Here is a 21,266-nt window from a genome sequence, read left to right as displayed (position 1 = left end):
CCATGTGGTGCGGCCGGCACATCCGGTGCCGGCGCGAAGTTCGGAAACAACGACGGGGCACTCGGCCCCGTCGTCGCGTACTACGTGGCGCGGATGATTATGCGCCGCCGCGGATGCGGCCCTGGAAGCGCGGGGTGCTGCGACCCAGCGGCAGCTTCAGCTTGCCCATCACCTCGATGCGCTCTTCGGCCATGCGGTCGGCGGCCTTGTAGGTCGGGATGCCGTCGCGCTCGGAGATCTCGAAGATGCGCGTCAGGTTGTGGTAGATCGTGCGCATCATGCGCATGGCGCGCTCGCGGTTGTAGCCGGTCATCTCCAGCGCCACGTTCATCACGCCGCCGGCGTTCACGGCGTAGTCCGGCGCGTACACGATGCCGCGCTTGGCCACTTCGTCGCCGATCGCGTTGCTGGCCAGCTGGTTGTTGGCCGGCCCGCAGATGACCTTGAACTTCATGCGGTCGAGCGTCTGCTCGTTGAGCGTGCCGCCCAGCGCGCAGGGCGAGTAGACGTCGGCGTCGACGTCGTAGATGTCGTCCGGCGCAACCGCTTCGGCACCGTACTCGTTGACCGCCTTGTCCAGCAGCGCCTTGTTGATGTCGGTCACGAAGATCTTCGCGCCGCGCTCGTTCAGCAGCTTCACGTACTCCATGCCCACGTGGCCCAGGCCCTGCACGGCGTAGCTGTAGTTGCCGACTTCCTCGTCGCCGTACTTCTTCTGCAGCGTGGCCATCAGGCCCTGCAGCGAACCGTAGGCCGTGAACGGCGACGGGTCGCCCGAGCCGCCATGCACCTGGTGCACGCCGGTCACGAACTCGGTCTCGCGGTACACGTATTCCATGTCGTTGACGTCGATGCCGACGTCCTCGGCGGTGATGTAGCGCCCGCCCAGCGACTGCACGAACTGGCCGAACGCGCGGAACAGCGCCTCGGACTTGTCGGTCGCGGGGTCGCCGATGATCACCGCCTTGCCGCCGCCGATGTCCAGGCCGGCGACCGCATTCTTGTACGTCATGCCGCGCGACAGGCGCAGCACGTCGTTGAGCGCCTCGGCCTCGGTCTTGTACGGCCACATGCGGGTGCCGCCCAGCGCCGGGCCCAGCACGGTGTTGTGGATGGCGATGATCGCCTTCAGGCCGGCGTCCTTGTTGTGGCAGAACACGACCTGCTCGTGGCCGTAGGTATCGAGGTGCTCGAAGATCATTCCAAAACTCCGCAGCCGGCGGGAGGTTTCGCGGAAGCGCGAAAGGCGCCGGCAATCTGTGGTAAGTGGCTGAATTCTTTGGTTGTGCGCGCCCGTGCGGTGAAACCGGGGGCAACAGCCGCGGCATTCTACGCCCCCACCGCGGCAAAAGCCCGTATGCGCGGCAGCGGCCGGCGCGCCGGCCGGGCGGGCTCAGAGCTGCGAGTCGAGCGGCAGCCAGCGGAAGATCGTGGCCTGCACCCTGGGCCAGAAGGCGGCGTCGGGCTCGCGGGTCAGCAGCCGTGGCGGCGTGGCGGCGGCGTCCAGCCAGCGCAGGTCGCCGTCGGCATCCAGCTCCACCCGGTAGCTCAGCTGCGGGCCGGCGAGGTGGCGGTATTCGGTGCGCAGCGCGTCGGCCAGGCCGGCGTGGTCGAAAAACACGCCCATTTCGGTGTTCAGGTAGGCCGAGCGCGGGTCGAGGTTGTAGGAACCGATGAAGCCCTGGCTGCGGTCGATCAGGAACGCCTTGGTATGCAGGCTGGCCCCGCGGCCGCTGCCGCTGCCGCTGCCGCCGAAGCCGCTGCCACTGCCACTGCCACTGCCACTGCCACTGCCACTGCCGCGGCCCGCGTTGCCTCGCGGCACGTCCCGGCCGGCACCCGCCCGCGCCGCTTCATGGCGCAGTTCGTACAGGTGCACGCCGCCGGCCAGCAGCGGCTTGCGGTACTTCGCGTAGCCGCCATGCACCGCGGCCACGTCGTTGGCGGCCAGCGAATTGGTCACCACGCCCACGTGCACGCCCTGCGCGACCAGGCCGGTGAGCTGCAGGGTGATGGCGTCGCCGGGCACGAAGTAGGGCGAGATCAGCAGCGCCGCGCGGCTGGCGTCGCGCAGGGCGGCATCGATCCGGTGCACCAGCCAGCCGCGCTGGTCGTCGCCGTCGTGCTTGAGCGGGGGGTCGGACACCACCTCGATGTGCTCGCTCCAGAACGGCGCCAGCTTCTGCCCCAGGTAGGCCTGCACCGTGGTCGACGACTCCACGCGGTCCAGGTAGCGCCGCGCGTCGGCGCTCGCGGCCTCGCCGCCGATCCCCGCCAGGATCGCCTCGCGATCGAAGGTGCGCCGCTTGCTCAGCCCGGCCAGCGGCACCGCCGCCTCGCTGTTCCAGAACGCATCGAAGATCGCATCGGCATCGGCCACCGCCGGGCCGAACAGCAGCAGGTCGAGGTCGTGGAAGTTGGCGTCATCGGACGCGCTGAAATACTCCAGGCCGATGTTGCGCCCGCCCACCACCGCCACCCGGCCGTCGGCGATCCAGGCCTTGTTGTGCATGCGGTGGTTGAGGCTGAAGACCCGCTGCAGCATTTCCAGCAGGCGCGAGATGCCGTCGCGGTTGCGGAACGGGTTGTACACCCGCACCTCGATGCCGGCATGGCTGTCGAGCAGCAGCAGCTTGTCGTCATTGCCGCCGGCGCTGATGTCGTCGAGCAGCAGGCGCACGCGTACGCCGCGCTCCGCTGCCAGCCACGCCTCGCGCGCCAGCAAGCGGCCGGTGAGGTCGTCGTGCCAGATGTAGTACTGCAGGTCCAGGCTGCGCCCCGCCTGGCGGGCGGACATCGCGCGCGCGGCAAAGGCATCGATGCCGTCGGTGAGCAGCAGCGCGCCGGTCTTGCCGGGGTTGCGCGCCAGCAGCGGCACGAGTTCGCGGTCCAGCCCGGTCTGGTCCGGCGACAGCGGCAGCGCGTGGCTCGGCGCGCCATTGGCCGCGGGCGTCAGGTGGTCGGCCAGCAGCAGTCCGCTGCCCACCAGGGCCGCGGCTGAAAACGTGGCCCACAGCAGGATGCGCTTGACCCGGGTCATCGTGTGCTCGAACGTGGATGCCGCGCAGAGCCGCGGCCGCGCGACTGTAGCCGCCGCGTTGTCCCCCCAGCAAGGAGAGACGAGCATGGCCACCCGTCGCAGCACGCCGCGCACCGCGGAAGGACCCGTCATCGCAACGCCTCCGCTGGCCGTGCTGCAGCCCGGCGCCGGCACGCGGCTGTTCGATGCGCGCCCGGATACCGCCGACTTCCGCGATCGCATGTTCGAACCCACGCTGGTCGACGTGGCCACCGAAGTCGCGCTCGACGAGCATCTCGCGCTCGGCGTGCCGGTGCTCGACCAGGGCGTGGATGGCGCCTGCACCGCGTTCGGCCTGGCCACCGTGGCGCATACGCTGCTGCGCCGTCGCCGCCCACAGCCGGACGCGTCCGCGGTCAGCGCACGCATGTTCTACGACATGGCACGCCGCTACGACGAATGGGAAGGCGAGGGCTATTCCGGCTCCAGCTGCCGCGGCGCCATGAAGGCCTGGCACCGCCATGGCGTGTGCGCCGAAGCGCTTTGGCCGTACCGCCCCGGCATCGCGATCGAGGCCTATACAGAGGAACGCGCGCGCGACGCCATGCGCAATCCCATGGGCGCCTACGCGCGCGTCAACCACAAGGACCTGGTGGCCATGCATGCCGCGTTCGGCGAAGTGCGCGTGCTGTTCGCCTCCTGCGCCGTGCACGCCGGCTGGCACGCGCCGCCCGCGGATGGCCACATTGCCTGGGCGCGGCAGGAGCCCATTGGCTACCACGCGTTCGCGATCGTCGGCTACGACCACTCCGGCTTCTGGATCCAGAACGCCTGGGGCACCGGCTGGGGCCGTGGCGGCTTCGGCCACGTCAGCTACGACGAATGGCTGGAGCACGGCACCGATGTCTGGGTGGCACGGCTGGCGGTGCCGGTGGCGCTGGAGCGGGCCGGCTCGGCAGCGGTCAGCAACTCGCCGCTCGGCCGGCAGTCGGTGGGCTATGCGCAGGCCGACCTGCGCCCGCACATCGTGAGCCTCGGCAACAACGGCGCGCTGCGCTGCGACGGGCGCTTTGCCTGCACCCAGGACGACGTGCGCAACATCGTCCGCCGCGACATGCGCGCCATCACCGCCGGGTGGAAGAAGAAGCGCGTGCTGCTGTACGCGCACGGCGGCCTGGTGCCGGAGGATGCCGCCATCCAGCGCGTCGCCGACTACCGCGAGGCCATGCTGGCGCAGGAGATCTACCCGCTGGCCTTCATCTGGAAGACCGACCTGTGGACCACGCTCGGCAACATCCTGAAGGACGCCGCGCGCCCGCGCAGCGAGGGCATCGTCGACAAGGCCAAGGACCTGCTGCTCGATCGCCTGGATGACACCGTCGAGCCCCTCGCGCGCGCCATCGGCGGCCGCGCGGTGTGGGAGGAGATGAAGGAGAACGCCACGCTGGCCACCACCGCCGTGCGCGCCGCGCCCGGCGGCGGCTGGGTGGAGCACGGCGGCGCCGCGCAGGTGGCGCGCCTGGTGGACGAATGGCGGCGCGAGGACGCCAAGGTCGAGATCCACATCGCCGCGCACAGCGCCGGCAGCATCCTCATGGCGCCGCTGCTGCAACTGCTCACCCGGCCCGGGCAGATCATCGGCGGCCCGGCCAACGGCATGCTCGGCATGGGCGGGCGCGTGGCCAGCGTGTCGCTGTGGGCGCCGGCGATCGACATGGACGGCTTCATCCAGGCCTACGTACCGGCGATCTCCTCGCGGGCGGTGGCGCGCGCCTCGCTGGCCACGCTCACCGACAGCGCCGAGCAGGACGACCACTGCATGCGCCTGTACAACAAGTCGCTGCTGTACCTGGTGGCCCGCGCACTGGAACAGCAGCCGCGCAGCTGGATCGACCGCCGCCTGCGCCAGGGCACGCCGATCGCCGGCATGGCGCGCTTCATCCAGGCGCGCGAACCCGCCGACCAGGCCTGGGGCCACGAACGCGTCACCAGACTGATCGAAGCCGGCCGCCTCGCCTGGGTGCAGGCGCCCAACGCCCTCCCGCTGGGCGATCCCGGCGCCTCGCGCGCGTCCACCCACGGCGGTTTCGATGACGATCCGGCCACGCTGCAGGCACTCATCGCGTTCATCCTCGGGCGGTCCCCGGCACCGGCGGAATTTGCCGTGCGCAGCACCCGTGCCGACCTGGGCGCGCGCCGCGACCGTGCCTGCGAAGCGTTGTCCGGGTCAGTTACATGAACGGGGGGCCGATGCGCGCGGTTTACGCCGCCGCGCGGCGGGTGATTAGATAGCGCAGTGGCGCCACGACGGCGCGCGTGAAGCGAGGGTGGCAATGCAGGACGCCGTACAGGATGCGCGCCCGACGGGCGCGAACGACGGCATGCGCCACGCGGGAGCGCTGGGAGAAGTGCGCGCCGCCACCCGTGCCACGCATGAGGCGCTGGACGCTGCGCTGCCCGACGGGCTGCATGGCTTCGAGGACTACACGCGCTACCTCGGCGCGCTGCTGCCGCTGGCGCAGTGGCTGGCCGACAGCTGGTCGCCCACGTGGCCGGCGGAACTGGCCTGCTGGCGCGACAGCGAGCGCGTCGATTTCCTGCGCGCCGACCTCGCCGCGCTGCGCGCGCCTGCGTGCAGCAGCGCGGTTGCCGGTGCCGTCACGCCCGCCGAATGGCTGGGCGGCTGCTACGTGATGGAAGGCTCCGCGCTGGGCGCGCGCGTGCTGGCGCGTGATGTCGACGCGCTGGAGCGGTCGCATCCCGAGGTCGCGGGCGCACGGCGCTTCATGCGCCACCTGGCGCGTGATCCGCGGCGCTGGCGCTGTTTTGCCGGCCTGCTGGACGCGCTGCCCGCCGAGGCCGTGGCCGATGCCGTGCGTGGTGCGCGCCGCGGGTTCGCCATGGTGCATCGCAATCTCGACCCACATGGAGTGGTGGTCGCATGAACATCGATCCCGTGCTGCAGCGCGCGCTGGATACCTGCGCCCAGGAACCCATCCACATCATCGGCGCCATCCAGCCGCCCGGCGTGCTGGTGGTGTTCGGCCGGACGGACCGCCGCATCGTCGCCGTGTCCGCCAACGCGGTGGACCTGTTCGAAGTGGACGGCATCGACGCCATGCTCGGCCAGCCCGTGGAAACGCTGCTCGACAGCGGCCCGCTCGGTGCGATCGAAGCGGTGCTCGCGCGCGGCGTGGGCGGGCTGTCGCAGTTCGCCGGCATCATCAACGTCGGGCCGATGGGCGCCATGCACGAGCTGTCCACGCATGCCATGGGCGACCTGGTGCACGTCGAGCTGCAGCCCGCGGGCCTGGCGCCGCCGCTGGAGGGCGGGCACCTGGTGGTCACCGGCCTGGACGAAGCCTCCGGCGGAAAGGACTTCCTCGACGCGGTGGCGCACAAGGTGCAGGCGCTGTCGGGCTACGGGCGGGTGATGGTGTACCGGTTCCTGCGCGACCACACCGGCGAAGTGGTCGCCGAGGCGCTGGCCGGCGGCATGGCCTCGTATGCGGGGCTGCGCTTTCCCGCGTCCGACATCCCGCCGCAGGCGCGCGCGCTGTACGTGCGCAACCGCCTGCGGGTGATCGCCGACACGCGCTGCACGCCAGTGCCGGTGCACCAGCTGCCGTCGCTGGGCGCGCCGCTGGACATGAGCTTCGACGTGCTGCGCGCGGTGGCGCCGGTGCACGTGGAATACCTGCACAACATGGGCGTGGCCGCGTCCATGTCGATCTCGCTGGTGGTCAACGGCCAGCTGTGGGGACTGGTGGCCTGCCACCACGATGCCCCGCGCCCGATCGGCGCGCGCCAGCGCCAGGCGCTGGACATGGTGGGGCGCCACGTGTCGATGATCCTCGATGCCAGCGAGCTGCGCGCCCGCGCGCGCCGCGACGACACCCTGCGCGCGCAGCGCGACGCGCTGGAAGCGCTGCTGCGCGCCGCGCAGGTGCCCTCGGAGGTCCTGCTGGACAACCTCGGCCTGCTGCTGGGCGCCATGCGCGCCGACGGCGTGGCGCTGCACATCGGCGGCGAGCTGCGCGCCCATGGCGTGGTGCCCGACGCCCCCGGGCTCGCGGCCGCGCTGCAGTGGGCGCGCGGCCAGGGCCGCCGCGGCCCGGCCTCCACGCGCAGCTGCAACGAATGGTCCAGCGATGACGCGTCCGGCCCCTGCGGGCTGTTCAGCATGCCGCTGGGTGAAGGCAGCGACGACTGGCTGCTGCTGTTCCGCGCCGAGCAGCGCGAAACCGTGCGCTGGGCCGGGCGACCCGACCGCCCGTTCCAGGTGGATCCGGACGGCGGCAAGATCGGCCCGCGCACCAGCTTCGAGGCCTGGGAGCAGGAGGTGGTGGGCACCGCGGCACCCTGGACCAAGGGCGACACCGAGCGCGCGCACCACCTGTGCCTGGTCATCGAGCGCTACCTGGTGGCCGCGCCCTCGCTGCCGCGCCTGGAAGACGCGCAGATGGACGAGCGCCTGGTCAGCCATGAGGCCCGCGAACAGGCCACGCGACTGCGGCGCCTGGCCGAGCTGCTGTCCACCGCGCGCACCGGCCGCGCGCGCCTGCAGCGCTTGAACACGCTGCTGCTGCAGATGGAAGAGGAGCTGGGCGCGCTGGCCGACGTCGCGGAATAGCGCGGGATACAATCGGGCCGTACCCACGATTTGTACGGATTGCCCCCCGATGAGCGTTCCCGCCAGCCAGCATGTCCCGACCGCGCAGCCTGAAACCAGCCCGCTGCGGTTCGTTACCGCCGCCAGCCTGTTCGATGGCCACGACGCCGCCATCAACATCATGCGGCGGCTGATCCAGGCGCAGGGCGCGGAGGTCATCCACCTCGGCCACAACCGCTCGGTGGAAGACGTGGTGCGCGCCGCGCTGCAGGAGGATGCCGACGCCATCGCCCTGTCCAGCTACCAGGGCGGGCACGTCGAGTACATGAAGTACATGGTCGACATGCTGCGCGAGCACGGCGCAGGCCACATCCGCGTGGTCGCCGGCGGTGGCGGCACCATCACCCCCGAGGAGATCCGCGAGCTGCAGGACTACGGCGTGGAGCGCATCTACCACCCCAACGACGGCATGAAGCTGGGCCTGGTGGAGATGATCGAGGACGTGGTGGCGCGCGTCGGCGCCGCCCGCGAGCAGCGCGGCCAGGCGCACCTGCCGCCGGCGGACGACGTGGTCGCCCGCATCGGTCCGTCGCGGGTCGATCCGGACCAGGTGGCCATCGGCCACACGCTGTCGGCGATCGAAGCCGGCACCTACAGCGAGGCCGAGCTCACTGCGCTGCGCAAGCACTGGGCCGTGGGCACGCACGCACCGGTGATCGGCATCACCGGCACCGGCGGCGCCGGCAAGTCGTCGGTCACCGACGAACTGCTCAACCGCTTCCTGTCGAGCTTCCCGGACATCCGCATCGCCGTGGTCTCGGTGGACCCGACCCGCCGCCGCACCGGTGGCGCGCTGCTCGGCGACCGCATCCGCATGAACTCGCTGCGCTCGCACCGCGTGTACATGCGCTCCATGGCCACGCGCCGCCAGAACGTGGCCACCAACGCCGTGCTCAAGGACTGCATCGCCTACCTGCGCGGCCTGGGCTTTGGCCTGGTGATCGTGGAGACCGCCGGCATCGGCCAGTCGGACTCGGAGATCGTCGACATGGTCGACTTTCCGATGTACGTCATGACCTCTGATTACGGCGCAGCCAGCCAGCTGGAGAAGATCGACATGATCGACTTCGCCGAGCTGATCGTGCTCAACAAGTACGACAAGCGCGGCGCGGAAGATGCGCTGCGCGACATCCGCAAGCAGTGGAAGCGCAATCGGGTGGCGTTCAAGACCGCGGACGAAGACGTGCCGGTCTATCCCACCATCGCCAGCCAGTTCAACGATCCGGGCATCAGCTGGATGTTTGCCAACCTGTGCCGGTTGTTGCGGGAGAAGCTGTCGCTGCCGGCGGAGAAGTGGACTCCGAAGCTGGATACGACGTTGAAGGAGCCGCGGGCTACGGTGCTGATTCCGGGGGCGCGGGTGCGGTATCTCGCGGAGATCGCGGAGCAGGGCAGGGCGATCAACGCCAGCATCGAGAAGCAGGCGGAAGCCGCGGATCGGGCGCAGGCGTTCTGGCAGTCGCTGCAGGAGCTGGGTGATCCGGCGCTGCCGGCGGCGCTGGATCTTTACGGGATGGGGGATGTTGTCTCGCGAAGGCGCGAAGACGCGAAGGAAAGCGATGCGGGGGTGGTGGATCGCAGCCTGCTGACGCTCCGCCAGCGCTACAACGACGCGCTGCAGTCGCTCACACCCGATTCCCTGAACCTGCTGCGCGCCTGGCCGCAGCGCCTGAAGTCGATCACCGATGAAGTCACCGAATACGAAGTGCGTGGCAAGGCGATCCGCGTCGAGAATTACCGCGAGTCCCTGAGCCACCAGAAGGTGCCCAAGATCGCCGCGCCCACCTACAAGAGCTGGGGCGAGCTGCTGACGTTCCTGGGCAAGGAGAACCTGCCGGGCAGCTACCCCTACACCGGCGGCGTGTACCCGTACCGCCGCACCGGCGAGGACCCGATCCGCATGTTTGCCGGCGAAGGCACGCCGGAGCGGACCAATCGGCGGTTCCATTACCTGTCCGTCGGTCAGCCCGCCGCGCGTCTGTCCACCGCCTTCGACTCGGTCACGCTGTATGGCGAAGACCCGGCGCCGCGGCCGGACATCTACGGCAAGATCGGCAACTCCGGCGTCAACGTGCCTACGCTCGACGACATGAAGAAGCTGTACTCCGGCTTCGACCTGTGCGCGCCCACCACCAGCGTGTCGATGACCATCAACGGCCCCGCGCCGATGATCCTCGCGATGTTCATGAACTGCGCCGTCGACCAGCAGGTGGAGAAGTACCTGAAGGCGGATCCAGCGCGCTGGGAGGCTGCAGAGCGGACTCTCGCGAAGGTGTTTGAAGGGAAGCAGCGGCCGCGATATCACGGGGAGCTGCCGCCTACGAATGACGGTTTGGGCCTGGGGCTTTTGGGCGTGACCGGCAACGAGATGGTGGATGCGGAGACGTATGCCCGCATCAAGGCCGAGACACTCAAGACCGTGCGCGGCACCGTGCAGGCCGACATCCTGAAAGAGGACCAGGCGCAGAACACCTGCATCTTCAGCACCGAGTTCGCCCTGCGCATGATGGGCGACATCCAGCAGTACTTCGTCGACAACGGCGTGCGCAACTTCTACTCGGTGAGCATCAGCGGGTATCACATTGCCGAAGCCGGCGCGAACCCGATCAGCCAGCTCGCCTTTACGCTCAGCAACGGCTTCACCATCGTCGAGTACTACCTGGCGCGCGGCATGAAGATCGACGACTTTGCGCCCAACCTGTCGTTCTTCTTCTCCAACGGCATGGATCCCGAGTACACCGTGATCGGCCGCGTGGCCCGCCGCATCTGGGCGCGCGCCATGCGCGAGCGCTACGGCGCCAACGAACGCAGCCAGATGATGAAGTACCACATCCAGACCAGCGGCCGCAGCCTGCACGCGCAGGAGATCCAGTTCAACGACATCCGCACCACGCTGCAGGCGCTGTACGCGCTGTTCGACAACTGCAACTCCCTGCACACCAATGCCTACGACGAAGCCATCACCACGCCCACCGAAGAGAGCGTGCGCCGCGCCGTGGCCATCCAGATGATCATCAACAAGGAGCTGGGGCTCAACTTCAACGAGAACCCCTGGCAGGGCAGCTTTGCCGTCGACTACCTGACCGGCATGGTGGAAGAGGCCGTGTACAAGGAGTTCGAAGCCATCAGCGAGCGCGGCGGCGTGCTGGGCGCCATGGACACCATGTACCAGCGCGGCAAGATCCAGGAAGAGAGCCTGTACTACGAACACAAGAAGCACGACGGCAGCCTGCCGCTGGTGGGCGTGAACACGTTCCTGCCGAAGGAGCACGCCGGCGAGATCGCCACCGAGATCGAGCTGATCCGCTCGACGGAAGAAGAGAAGGGCCAGCAGATCGCCAACGTGGAGCTGTGGCAGCAGGGGCGCAACGCCCTGGCGCCGGCCGGCGAAACGTCACACGCGCATCAGGCGGCGGCGGATGAGGAGCCTGCGATGGTGCACGACGGCCATGGCCTCGCGTACCTTCAGAACACGGCGCGGGAGAGGCGCAATGTGTTCGAGGCGCTGATGGAGGCGGTGAAGACGCATAGCCTGGGGCAGATCAGCCACGCGCTTTATGATGTGGGTGGGGAGTATCGGCGGAATATGTAACGAGGTCCGAGCGGGGGCATTCCACAGGTGGCTCGTTGGGGAGTACGAACGCTCGCATGCACGCGGATCGCCACATGCTCGCTAAATTCGCGAGCCTGCGTGGCTCGAATGTTCATGCCGAGGTATTCGACATCTGGATCACCCCGTGAGACTCCCTTGGACTAGTGTTGAAGTGGCGAAGGAAGGGGGTGTGAGGTGGGAGCCGAGCCTGTGCGCGATCACGGTGTGTTGTCGTGACCCGAGTGTTTCTGAGCCTCCAGCTCGATGCACTTGGTTTCCTGCCGTATCCATGCGGCGAGTTTCTGCGCTACAGCACCAGCATCTTCACGAACGGCGCATTCCCAGACCACCGCAACTCGCCAGTTCGCTGCCAAAAGTGCCGCCATGGACGCGTGATCCCTTTCCTTGTTTCGGCACAGCTTTTCTTTCCAGAAGGCTGCCCGAGTCTTCGGAAGACGAAAAAAGGAACAGCCCGAGTGGTGGTGCCAAAAGCAGCCGTGCACGAATACGACTGCGTTCCATTTCGGCAGGACGAGGTCGGGCTTCCCTGGAAGTCCCTTGGTGTGAAGCCGGTACCTGAACCCGTCACGCCAGAGCAGCTTCCGCACTTGGAGTTCCGGCGCGGTGTCCTTGCTCCGGATTCGCGCCATTAAAAGCGAGCGCTTATCGGCGCTCATGACATCAACCATATCGTCGGGCTCCAATCTTGTTCCCAGTACGTAACGGCAATTCCAGCAAAATCGGCGTGATTGACATCTTTGCCGGCCCGGGAGGGCTGGGTGAAGGATTCAGCAGCTTTGAGATCCCGTCGGGTACAGGAACTCACCCATTCGAACTGGCTGTTTCCGCGGAGATGGAAAGGTCAGCCCATGCCACGCTGCGTCTCCGCGCCTTTTTCAGGCTGCTCCTTCGCCAAGAGGGGGAAGTGCCGCATGAATACTGGGAATTCCTCAAGGCTGCTTCATCAGGCTCTGCCGGTGCCCCCCAAGAGTATTTTCGCAAAGGACGTTGGAAGGCCCTCTGGGACGAAGCGGATTCAGAGGCGCTGAACTTGACTCTCGGTACGGATGCCGGGAACAAGGCGCTGTTCGCCCGCATTGACGCGGCACGACACAGCTACGATGAACTGATCCTCATTGGTGGCCCACCCTGTCAAGCCTATTCGCTGGTTGGTCGGGCCCGGCAGAAGAATGTCGAGGGATTTACCAGCAAGGGAGATCCGCGTCATTTTCTCTATAGGCAATACCTAGCCATCCTCGCGCGCTTTAGGCCAGCGGTCTTCATCATGGAGAACGTCAAAGGCATCCTTTCCTCGAAGGTGGGAAGCCAAGAGATGTTCTCGTCCATCCAGCGGGATCTTGGCGATCCTTCGCGTGCGCTAGGCGGCTCCCAGGCCGGCGATGGCAAGTCGGGGCGCTACGCCCTGCTTCCGATCCATGTGCCACTCGGGATTGATCGGACTGAGGCGATCGTTGCCAAAGACCCCTATGGGTTTGTTATCCGGAGTGAGGATCACGGCCTGCCTCAAGCGAGACATCGCGTCATCATCATGGGCATAAGGGAGGACTGTCTGCAGCCACATGTTGCGAGGCTTCCGGGGCTGGCGGCGGGACAGCCAGTCTCGATTGATCAGGCACTGGCCGGCTTGCCTCATCTTCGCAGTGGCCTAAGTCGACAACCGGACGATGCAGACGCATGGTTCGACGCAATGGAGCATGAGCGGCGTGCGGTTGTTGTCGCAGTCAAGAAACAGTTTCCTGAAGTCGCCGAGGCGCTGGCCGAGATCGTGCCCGCAGCGGATCTTCCCAGATCTTCGAGCAAGTACGCGCCTGGACGATCCAGCGCCTTGGCAACGAACCTGCGAGGAATGAACCCCGGCGTCGTCCTGAACCACGAGACACGCGGGCATATGAAATCCGACTTGGGACGCTACATGTTCTGTGCCGTGTTTGCCCAGCAATATGGCCGCTCGCCCACAAGTGCCGACTTTCCTCGAAGCCTCGCGCCGGATCACGCGAACTGGGAATTAGGGGGCTTCGTAGACAGATTCCGAGTGCAGAAACGCGGTGGTCCCGCGAGCACGATCACGAGCCATCTGTCGAAGGACGGTCATGCATTCATACATTGGGATGCTGCACAGTGCAGGAGCCTGACTGTTCGAGAGGCAGCCCGTTTGCAGACGTTTCCTGACGACTATTTCTTTCTTGGAAACAGAACGCAGCAGTTCATCCAGGTTGGCAATGCAGTCCCGCCCGCACTCGCAGTGCAGATCGCCAAGGTTGTGCACGGGGTTCTCGCGGGCCGATAGTTGAGCTACACAACTGATACGGGGGCAGTTGATGAATCAGGTACAGACTCTGGAAGTGATCCCGGACCCGGTATCACTGATCGAATCGATGCGGGCGGTAGGCTATTCGGTAGAGGCCGCGGTGGCAGATATCGTCGACAACAGCCTTTCGGCTGGGGCCGCCGAGGTGCGAATCCAGTACGACGCCACCGCGAGCCCGTTCGTTGCAATCCTTGACGACGGCGCGGGTATGGCGCCCGATGAGCTTACGGGCGCAATGCGTCACGGCAGTTCAAACCCAGCCGATCGGCGAGGGGCTAATGATCTCGGAAGGTTCGGACTCGGGCTCAAGACTGCCTCGTTGTCCCAGTGTCGAAAACTGACCGTGATCAGCAGCAAGGGTGGAACCATCAGTGCCCGGCGCTGGGATCTAGATGTTGTCCGTCAGACCGGTCGCTGGCTCGTGGTCGTTCCGGAGAAGTCCGAGTTCGAGACGCTACCGATGTTCGGGCGGCTGAGAGAGCAGAAATCTGGAACCTTGGTCGTCTGGCAAGAGCTTGACAGGCTGACGGCTGGAGCAGGGAACCTTCAGCAGGAAATGACAGCCAAGATGGAGCCTTTGCTCGAGCACTTGGCACTCGTCTTCCATCGCTTCATGCAGAGGGAGGCGCAGCATCCGAAGATCTTCATGGCGGTGAACGGGATGCCATTGCCCCATCGTGATCCTTTCTTGGCTTCGAGCCAGTTTCGTCAAGAACTTGAAGGGCAAACAATTCGCCATGAGCGAGGCACGGTGGAGGTTTCGCCCTATATTCTGCCTCCGATCAGCCGCCTGAGCGAAGAAGAAATCGTGGCGGCGGGTGGGCGTGACGGTCTCCGAGGCACGCAAGGTTTCTACGTCTATCGAGGGCGGCGTCTCGTCATCTGGGGAACGTGGTTCCGGCTTGTGCCCAAGCACGAGGTCTACAAGCTCACGCGGGTCAAGGTGGACATTCCGAATTCATTCGATGAGCTATGGGCTCTGGACATCAAGAAGTCCGCAGCCTATCCACCTGATGCGATCAGAAGCCGGCTCAAGCTCCTGATCCCGCACTTCGCCGACAAAAGCAGGAAGGCGGTTGTATATCCAGGTCGCCGGGCCGCCAGCAACCCTGCCGTCGTCCCTCTTTGGGATCGAATCGAGCCTCGGCACGGCAGCTTCAGCTATCAGGTCAACACCGACCATCCATTGATCTCAAGGCTCAGCGAGTCCTTGGATGCAGATCAGCAGCACCACATGCAGATCATCCTCGAGTATCTGGGAACGTCGCTGCCATACGACCAGATATACGCCGATATGTGCGGTGATCAGCCGCGGGAAGCAGGCGATAACCTGGATCAACTGGCCGATATGGCACGGAGCCTTCTCGAACTCACGGGCCTGAGTATCGCCAGAGTCTTGGGCATTGATCCCTTGGCGCGGTTCCCTGCACTACATGACGCAATCAAGGAGAGACTTGCTGATGTCTGATCCATTTCTTACCGCCATGGGCATTATTGGCGAGCAGGACCTGACAGATGAATTGCTTCTGCGGACGATGCGTACGCTCGTCGCAATCTTCGAAGGTATGGATCTTGAGCCGACAAGGCGCCGTCTTGAGGCCATGGTCGGCTTGAGCATGAGTCCTGGAGAAGGACTGACAAGTGGGGAGATAGAGCCTTGGCTGGACGATGCAAAGTCAACAATTCAATGGACATATTGGGATTCGTATGTCCGTCAGCTGCAGTCCCAAGGCTTTACAGGCTCGGTGCTGCGAACCATTGACCAAGACACAGACAACATCCTGACAGAATGTGGAAACCCTTCAGAGCCCGATCCATGGAGAACACAAGGCCTTGTGATGGGCGACGTCCAGTCCGGAAAGACGGCGAACTATTGCGGCCTCATCAGTAAGGCAGCGGATTCTGGATACAAGGTTGTCGTTTTGCTCACCGGTATGATCGAGGAGCTACGCTCTCAGTCGCAAGAGCGCATGGACGAGGGTTTTGTGGGCCAGGAAAGCAGCGATCTCATCGAGGGAGTACACGGCAGGATAATTGGAGCGGGCAGATTTCGTGACGCGACCCCCAACGTGCTCACCTCCGTCGAATCGGATTTCCTCACGGCCAACCAGCGTGCGCTCAGGGGAATTCCACTGCAGAATCTTGGAGAACCCCTGCTTCTCGTCCTTAAGAAGAACACGACGCCACTCACGAGACTCATCAAGTACCTCCAGAATCAGATGCGGCATGGGGCAACACAGCTGGATATACCGCTGTTCCTGGTGGACGACGAGGCTGACAACGCATCAGTGAATGCAAAGAAGGACGAGGATCCTGCAAAGATCAACAGTCTGATTCGGGAGCTGATGGGTCAATTTCGAAGGGCGGCTTACGTCGGATACACCGCGACGCCGTTCGCAAACGTGTTCATCAATCCCGATCCCAAGCGGAACGACCTGTTCCCGAACAATTTCATCTACAGCCTCAAGGCAGCGAATACATACATAGGAGCTGCTTCGATCTTCCTTGATGACGGGGCGCATGCCGGGCAACTCGTCGACATCGTTGATGCCGAGGCCTGTTTTCCAGACAAGCACAGGAAAGACCTCGAGATAATTGACCTTCCGGCGTCCATGCAGAACGCGCTGGATGTGTTCCTACTATCGTGCGCCGTACGCGATTTGCGAGAAGAGTCATTGCGGCATAGGACGATGCTTATCAATGTCACGCGCTTCACTGACGTGCAGGGGCGACTGGCGGATGTCGTGGATGGCTACCTGTTCGATCTGGTGAACGAGATAAAGCAGTACTTGGCCGATGATGATCTATGGTCTCGTCATCAACCCTTGTCGAACCTGCACAAGCTCTATCTTGAACATTACTCCGATAGCGGAGTGCCGTGGGACGGTGTTCGCAAGAAGCTCTATGACTCAGTTGCGACTGTGAAGGTCCTCACGATCAACAGGGAGACGGAAGCCGAGGACAAGCTCAACTACCGCCACTACAAGAATACGGAGAAGGGGCGCCGGGTCATCGCGATTGGCGGTCTCACTCTCTCCCGTGGTCTGACTCTGGAGGGTTTGTGCGTGAGCTATTTCTACCGGAACTCCAAGGCGTACGACACGCTGCTTCAGATGGGCCGATGGTTCGGATATCGTCCAGGATACGACGATCTATGCAGGATCTGGATGACGCCAGAAGCCCAGGATTGGTTTGGTCATATAGCTGGGGTTGTTGGCGAACTCAGGTCGGATATACGACATATGCACCTGAATCGTTTGCCGCCCAGCAAGTTCGGCATCCGTGTGAAATCGCATCCCGATATCCTGCTGGTCACGGCGCAGAACAAGATGCGTCACTCGGAAGAGGTTGAAGTGGAGGCGTCCTACAGTGGCCGTGCGGTAGAGACGTCGGCCCTGCCAAGATCGCAAGAGACCAACCAAGCGAATGTTCGAGTCACTACAACCTTCCTCAACGAACTTGGTCCAGCCGACCAAGTAGGGAGTCGCTACATCTGGCGGAACGTGAGCCCCAGTCAGGTGGCCGCGTACTTGGCAGCGCTTGAGATTTCGCCAGTCAACCAGGCTTTCATTCCGGATAGCAGAACAAAGGAGCAGCCACTGCTGTCCTTCATTGCGGACAACGAAATCGACGCCTTGCAGTCATGGGATGTGTGTTTGGCTCAAGGCTCTGGTGAGGCGGCAAGAGGCATCGCATTTGCCGGTCCCGATGGAGTACAGGTTGGGGCTTTGAAGCGATTGCGTCAGTTTGAACGGTCGCGATCGAACGGAGCCAGTTTCCTGAAGATCAACAAGCAACGTTTGGGGGAGATTTCCGACGAAAAGGTGGAGATTGAGGAGGACGTGATCAGGGAGGTTGAGGAGGCTTGGAGAGCGCTTGACCCTGAGGTCCGCGCTGCAAAGCGGGTCCCCGGCGACGCATATCGGACCGTGCGTCAAAGGCCTCTGATGACAATCCACCCGGTACAACCATCTGATCCTGATAAGGATTCCAAGGCTGCCTCCCGCATCATGCTTTCTTCGGAGATCAAGACGGATCTCTTGATCGGGGTGAGTCTCTCTTTCCCACAGTTTGAGGAAACAAGGCGCTCATCGGTCAAATACCGACTCAACAAGGTCTATCTCCGCAACGCCGGGCTGCTTGATGACGAAGACGAGTCTGATGAAGACCTCGATTGAGCGTATCTGGGACGTCGCGTTCGACAAGGCTCGTGTCAGCCCACCACAGCCTGGTGAATATCTGATATTCCTTCTCGACGAGCACTCTGAAAATAAGGTTTATGGCGGAGTGGACGGTGAAGGATCATGTCTTCTCGCAATCGAGGTTCACCGCAAGCCGCCGGCGGTGGCAGTCAGGTCTGGTGCGCTGGACTACTTCAGGCATCAGAGAAAGGGTTTCGCGACTTGGTTGATGGCTCTTCGACTTCAGAGCGGGGAGCTTTCTCCTGTGTTTGGCAGGCTGTGCCAAGATCTCATCGACGAGATTGCTGGTACGCATGACGAAGACGCTCTTGTGAAGCTCGTACACAGGCGTCTTGCACTTTGGCAGCGGCTGTTCGACAGCGGAAATTCAGGGTTGTTGGCGGAGTACCAAGTGAAGGGTCTGGTCGCGGAACTTCTTTTTATGGAATCGGTGCTCAGCGAGCAGAAGTACGGACTCTCAGAGGTGGCTATAGCCTGGGTTGGTCCCTCCGGAGCCGATCAGGACTTCCAGTTCTCTGGTGAGGCGGTTGAGGTCAAAGCAGTCGGTCCAGGGGCTCGCGACGTGACCATTAGTTCGCTTAAGCAGCTGGATGGGCCGCTACCGATCTCTTTGAATCTTTGGACGCTGAGGCCGGCTTCACCAGGTGAGGCGACGGCGATTACATTGAACGGAATCATTGCAAAGCTCGAGCAGTGCTTCGCACCGAATCCAGGGGCCTTGGCGGCGTTCAGGGACGCGCTGCTGGAAGCGGGCTATGTCGAACACCCGCACTATGACCAGACGGCGTTTGAGCCATTGAAGGTCGAGTCGTTTCCGGTCGGCGACGAGTTTCCGCGGTTGACCACGGCAATGGTTCCAACTGGAGTTGAATCAGCGGTTTACGCGATATCGCTGCAGGACGTACGAAAACGGAATTAGGGGGGGGTATGGAAGACGTGGAATTCTTGAGTGAGCTTCGTCAAATGGTGCTGCGGCGGGGAGAGTCGTCCAATCTTGTGGACACGATTGCCTTTGTCTCTGAGGTCGCTGAGCGGCTGGAGGAAGACCCCGTCTTCGGAGAATTCATCTTGGCTGAAGACTCGAGACAGGGGGCCAAGAACAAGCTACTCAAGCTTCATGGGTTCACCGATCTCGACGAGTCGGACGGCACTCTCTCCATGGTCATCGGGCGCTGGGTGGATGACGATGAACCGTCCACCCTGCGGACTTCGGACGTGGACCAGATGCGCGCTTGGCTGGAGAATTTTGCTGCCGAGGCGCTTGATGGCGGGCTGGATGACAGGATCACGGAGTCGAGCCCGGCTTATCAATTGGCCAGCACACTCAGACGCAAGCGGTCGTCCATTGCCTGTATACGTTTCCACATCTTCGCGAATCAGTCCCTTAGCCGGGCTTACAAGCGGGAGTCAAGATCGGAAATTGCCGGAACGCCAACAGAAATCCACATCTGGGACCTCCAGCGCCTCAAGGCTCTCTATGAGTCCTCGCGTGAGCGGGAGGTTCTGCAGATCGAGCTGGCTGAGTTCGGCTCCGACGGCATCCAGTGCATCGAGGCGTCGAAAGACGAAAGACTTCAATCCTTCCTGTGCGTCATCGATGGAAGCCTCTTGGCGGACCTGTTTGAGCGATACGGGAGTCGACTATTGGAGGGTAACGTCCGATCATTTCTTGGCATGAAGGGGGGCGTCAACAAGGGCATTCGGACCACAATCCAAGACGCGCCGCAACTGTTCTTCGCCTACAACAATGGTATTGCTGCTACCGCTGCCTCAGTGGCGATTGAGTCAGTTGGTGCTGCCGCACGAATTACCGATATCTCGGATCTTCAAATCGTCAATGGGGGTCAGACCACGGCGAGCATTCTCCGTGCAAGGAAACAGGATCGCCTCAGTCTTGCCGGCGTAAGCGTGCCGATGAAACTAACGGTCGTGGCCAGCAATGAGGCTCACGACCTTATTCCCAAGATTGCCGAATATGCAAATACCCAGAATAAGGTGGCGATCGCCGACTTTTTCGCAAATCATCCGTTTCATCGGAAGATGGAAGAGATTTCCAGGCGACTCATGGTTCCGGCGCGCGCTGGTGCTCGCGTACAAAGCAAATGGTTCTATGAGCGTTCGCGCGGACAGTTCCAGAATGAGCGGCTCTACCTCACAAAGGCTAAGAAGGATGCCTTTGATCTTGAGTACCCCCCTCGACAGGTGCTCAACAAGACTGAGTTGGCAAAGTACGACAGCACACTGAACGGAAATCCGCATTGGGTGAGCCTGGGTGCCCAGAAGAACTTCATCAAGTTCGCGGCCAAGTTTTCGTCAAAGGGGGACAAGACGGAAGCTCAGCGCTGGGACGAGCTGAGCCCTGCTTACGGCGACGCCTACTACCAGCGTATCGCCGCGGTCGCCATCTTATGGAAGGCCGGTGAGACCACCGTTTCGGCTGCGAAAGGCCTTTGGTACGAGGGAGACTACCGCCCCCAGATTGTCGCCTACGCATGGTCCCTGATCTTCTCCGCGCTTCGTAAGGTAGGGCGAGAGCCCGACTTGGCAAAGGTGTGGGAGCAGCAGGAAGCGGATGAGAGTCTTCTTCAAGTATTTAAGAGGGCGGCTGTGCTCGCGCAGCGTGCACTGCTGGACCTGCCTGAAGGATCCTCCAACGTCGGCGAGTGGGCCAAGAAGGAAGCTTGTTGGGAAAAGGTCGCAGCCATCTCCTTCAGCTTGGACAAGACCGCAATCGAGTGGTCGATCGACAAGGAGGAGCATAAGTCGGAGGCAAGAGGTGCAAAGCAACAGGGCGTGCAGGACGACGGAATTTCCTTGCAACAGCAGATTCTGGGGAAGTCAGTCAATGGATACTGGCAAGCACTGCTGAAGTGGGGCAGTGTCAACGATTACGTTTTCGGGCCAGAGCTGGAGCTGGTACGCCGCGCAGCGTCGCCCACAACGGCGGTGCGGTTGGCGACGGACCGGGACTGGAAGCGGCTGCGTGAGATCGGCGAGAGGTGTGAGGCTGAAGGATTTCGACACCACGAGATTGAGTCGGTATGACCGAGTCTCGATCATCCATGACACCGATCGTCACTGCTCAGCGAGCGCGAGTTCGACTAAGTGATCAATTCGGAAGCCGGCTGGCCGCAGAGTGTGCAGGCCGCAACCGGCAGTGGAACAACGTGGCATCGTCGCAGGCGTGGTCAGCTTCTTCGAGACCTTGGTAGGTCTGGTTATGGTGGCTTTGATCGTGGTTGGACTGGTTGCCTTGACGCTGGCCTGGCGGACGAGCGACGTCGAGTTCATGAGCGGCGGCAAACTTCGTATTACTCAGCACACCTGGTGGGGTCTGCAGACGGATGTCAACGTGATTCATGCCTCACCATCGGACGGCTGGACGATCGAACGTCCGAACGAGGACAGGGTGCCGATGAAGACTCAGGCGATTCGTTTGCGGAACTGACGGG

Annotated in this window: 13 protein-coding genes; 10 read left to right on the top strand and 3 right to left on the bottom strand. The window is 63.6% G+C overall.

Features of this window, described 5'->3' with window-relative positions; genetic code table 11:
- Positions 1-97: 97 nt before the first annotated feature.
- Positions 98-1,201, bottom strand: a complete 1,104-nt coding sequence (locus tag IDM46_RS08450) for a Glu/Leu/Phe/Val dehydrogenase (protein ID WP_182820590.1) — start codon at positions 1,199-1,201, stop codon at positions 98-100.
- 192 nt (positions 1,202-1,393) lie between these two features.
- Entirely contained in the window at positions 1,394-3,040 is a 1,647-nt protein-coding gene (locus IDM46_RS08445) for a phospholipase D family protein (RefSeq protein ID WP_185115465.1), read from the bottom strand.
- An 85-nt stretch (positions 3,041-3,125) separates the two neighbouring features.
- Here IDM46_RS08445 and IDM46_RS08440 point away from each other — a divergent pair, with 85 nt between their 5' ends.
- The 4 genes from IDM46_RS08440 to IDM46_RS08425 all read left to right on the top strand — a co-directional run bounded on the left by IDM46_RS08440 (position 3,126) and on the right by IDM46_RS08425 (position 11,283).
- The gene (locus IDM46_RS08440; protein WP_185115464.1) at positions 3,126-5,258 is read left to right on the top strand and encodes a C1 family peptidase; all 2,133 of its coding nucleotides are present in this window, start codon (positions 3,126-3,128) and stop codon (positions 5,256-5,258) included.
- A 94-nt stretch (positions 5,259-5,352) separates the two neighbouring features.
- Positions 5,353-5,964 (top strand): biliverdin-producing heme oxygenase, encoded by a 612-nt coding sequence (locus IDM46_RS08435; RefSeq protein WP_185115463.1) that lies wholly within the window; start codon positions 5,353-5,355, stop codon positions 5,962-5,964.
- Complete coding sequence (locus IDM46_RS08430) at positions 5,961-7,652, top strand: GAF domain-containing protein (RefSeq protein ID WP_185115462.1); 1,692 nt, start codon at positions 5,961-5,963, stop codon at positions 7,650-7,652. Before IDM46_RS08435 ends, IDM46_RS08430 begins: the two co-directional genes overlap by 4 nt.
- A gap of 49 nt (positions 7,653-7,701) precedes the next feature.
- On the top strand, positions 7,702-11,283 hold the full coding sequence (locus tag IDM46_RS08425; RefSeq protein WP_185115461.1) for a methylmalonyl-CoA mutase family protein: 3,582 nt from the start codon (positions 7,702-7,704) through the stop codon (positions 11,281-11,283).
- 218 nt (positions 11,284-11,501) lie between these two features.
- Here IDM46_RS08425 and IDM46_RS08420 read toward each other — a convergent pair whose 3' ends face one another.
- Positions 11,502-11,960 (bottom strand): very short patch repair endonuclease, encoded by a 459-nt coding sequence (locus IDM46_RS08420; protein WP_223877940.1) that lies wholly within the window; start codon positions 11,958-11,960, stop codon positions 11,502-11,504.
- Positions 11,961-11,989: 29 nt separating this feature from the next.
- Between IDM46_RS08420 and IDM46_RS08415 the strand changes: the two genes are divergently transcribed.
- From IDM46_RS08415 to IDM46_RS08390, 6 genes are all read left to right on the top strand, one after another.
- Positions 11,990-13,591, top strand: a complete 1,602-nt coding sequence (locus tag IDM46_RS08415) for a DNA cytosine methyltransferase (RefSeq protein WP_185115460.1) — start codon at positions 11,990-11,992, stop codon at positions 13,589-13,591.
- Between the two features lie 31 nt (positions 13,592-13,622).
- A complete protein-coding gene (locus tag IDM46_RS08410) occupies positions 13,623-15,080 on the top strand; it encodes an ATP-binding protein (protein WP_185115459.1) in 1,458 nt (485 codons plus the stop codon).
- Positions 15,073-17,790, top strand: a complete 2,718-nt coding sequence (locus IDM46_RS08405; protein WP_185115458.1) for a Z1 domain-containing protein — start codon at positions 15,073-15,075, stop codon at positions 17,788-17,790. The genes IDM46_RS08410 and IDM46_RS08405 overlap by 8 nt, the downstream gene beginning before the upstream one ends.
- On the top strand, positions 17,774-18,733 hold the full coding sequence (locus IDM46_RS08400; protein ID WP_185115457.1) for a PD-(D/E)XK motif protein: 960 nt from the start codon (positions 17,774-17,776) through the stop codon (positions 18,731-18,733). Before IDM46_RS08405 ends, IDM46_RS08400 begins: the two co-directional genes overlap by 17 nt.
- Positions 18,734-18,741: 8 nt before the next feature.
- A complete protein-coding gene (locus IDM46_RS08395) occupies positions 18,742-20,859 on the top strand; it encodes an AIPR family protein (RefSeq protein WP_185115456.1) in 2,118 nt (705 codons plus the stop codon).
- Positions 20,860-20,971: 112 nt separating this feature from the next.
- Positions 20,972-21,262, top strand: coding sequence for a hypothetical protein (locus IDM46_RS08390; protein ID WP_185115455.1), 291 nt, complete (start codon positions 20,972-20,974; stop codon positions 21,260-21,262).
- Positions 21,263-21,266 lie beyond the last annotated feature (4 nt).

The sequence above is a fragment of the Luteimonas sp. MC1825 genome (assembly GCF_014764385.1).
Lineage (GTDB): Bacteria > Pseudomonadota > Gammaproteobacteria > Xanthomonadales > Xanthomonadaceae > Luteimonas.
This window is presented reverse-complemented; position numbering and strand designations above follow the sequence as displayed.

Coding starts and splice junctions, on each gene's coding strand:
- IDM46_RS08430 (WP_185115462.1), top strand. CDS start 5,961: ATGAACATCGATCCCGTGCTGCAGCGCGCGCTGGATACCTGCGCCCAG.
- IDM46_RS08425 (WP_185115461.1), top strand. CDS start 7,702: ATGAGCGTTCCCGCCAGCCAGCATGTCCCGACCGCGCAGCCTGAAACC.
- IDM46_RS08440 (WP_185115464.1), top strand. CDS start 3,126: ATGGCCACCCGTCGCAGCACGCCGCGCACCGCGGAAGGACCCGTCATC.
- IDM46_RS08400 (WP_185115457.1), top strand. CDS start 17,774: ATGAAGACCTCGATTGAGCGTATCTGGGACGTCGCGTTCGACAAGGCT.
- IDM46_RS08445 (WP_185115465.1), bottom strand. CDS start 3,040: ATGACCCGGGTCAAGCGCATCCTGCTGTGGGCCACGTTTTCAGCCGCG.
- IDM46_RS08450 (WP_182820590.1), bottom strand. CDS start 1,201: ATGATCTTCGAGCACCTCGATACCTACGGCCACGAGCAGGTCGTGTTC.
- IDM46_RS08420 (WP_223877940.1), bottom strand. CDS start 11,960: ATGAGCGCCGATAAGCGCTCGCTTTTAATGGCGCGAATCCGGAGCAAG.
- IDM46_RS08410 (WP_185115459.1), top strand. CDS start 13,623: ATGAATCAGGTACAGACTCTGGAAGTGATCCCGGACCCGGTATCACTG.
- IDM46_RS08405 (WP_185115458.1), top strand. CDS start 15,073: ATGTCTGATCCATTTCTTACCGCCATGGGCATTATTGGCGAGCAGGAC.
- IDM46_RS08395 (WP_185115456.1), top strand. CDS start 18,742: ATGGAAGACGTGGAATTCTTGAGTGAGCTTCGTCAAATGGTGCTGCGG.
- IDM46_RS08435 (WP_185115463.1), top strand. CDS start 5,353: ATGCAGGACGCCGTACAGGATGCGCGCCCGACGGGCGCGAACGACGGC.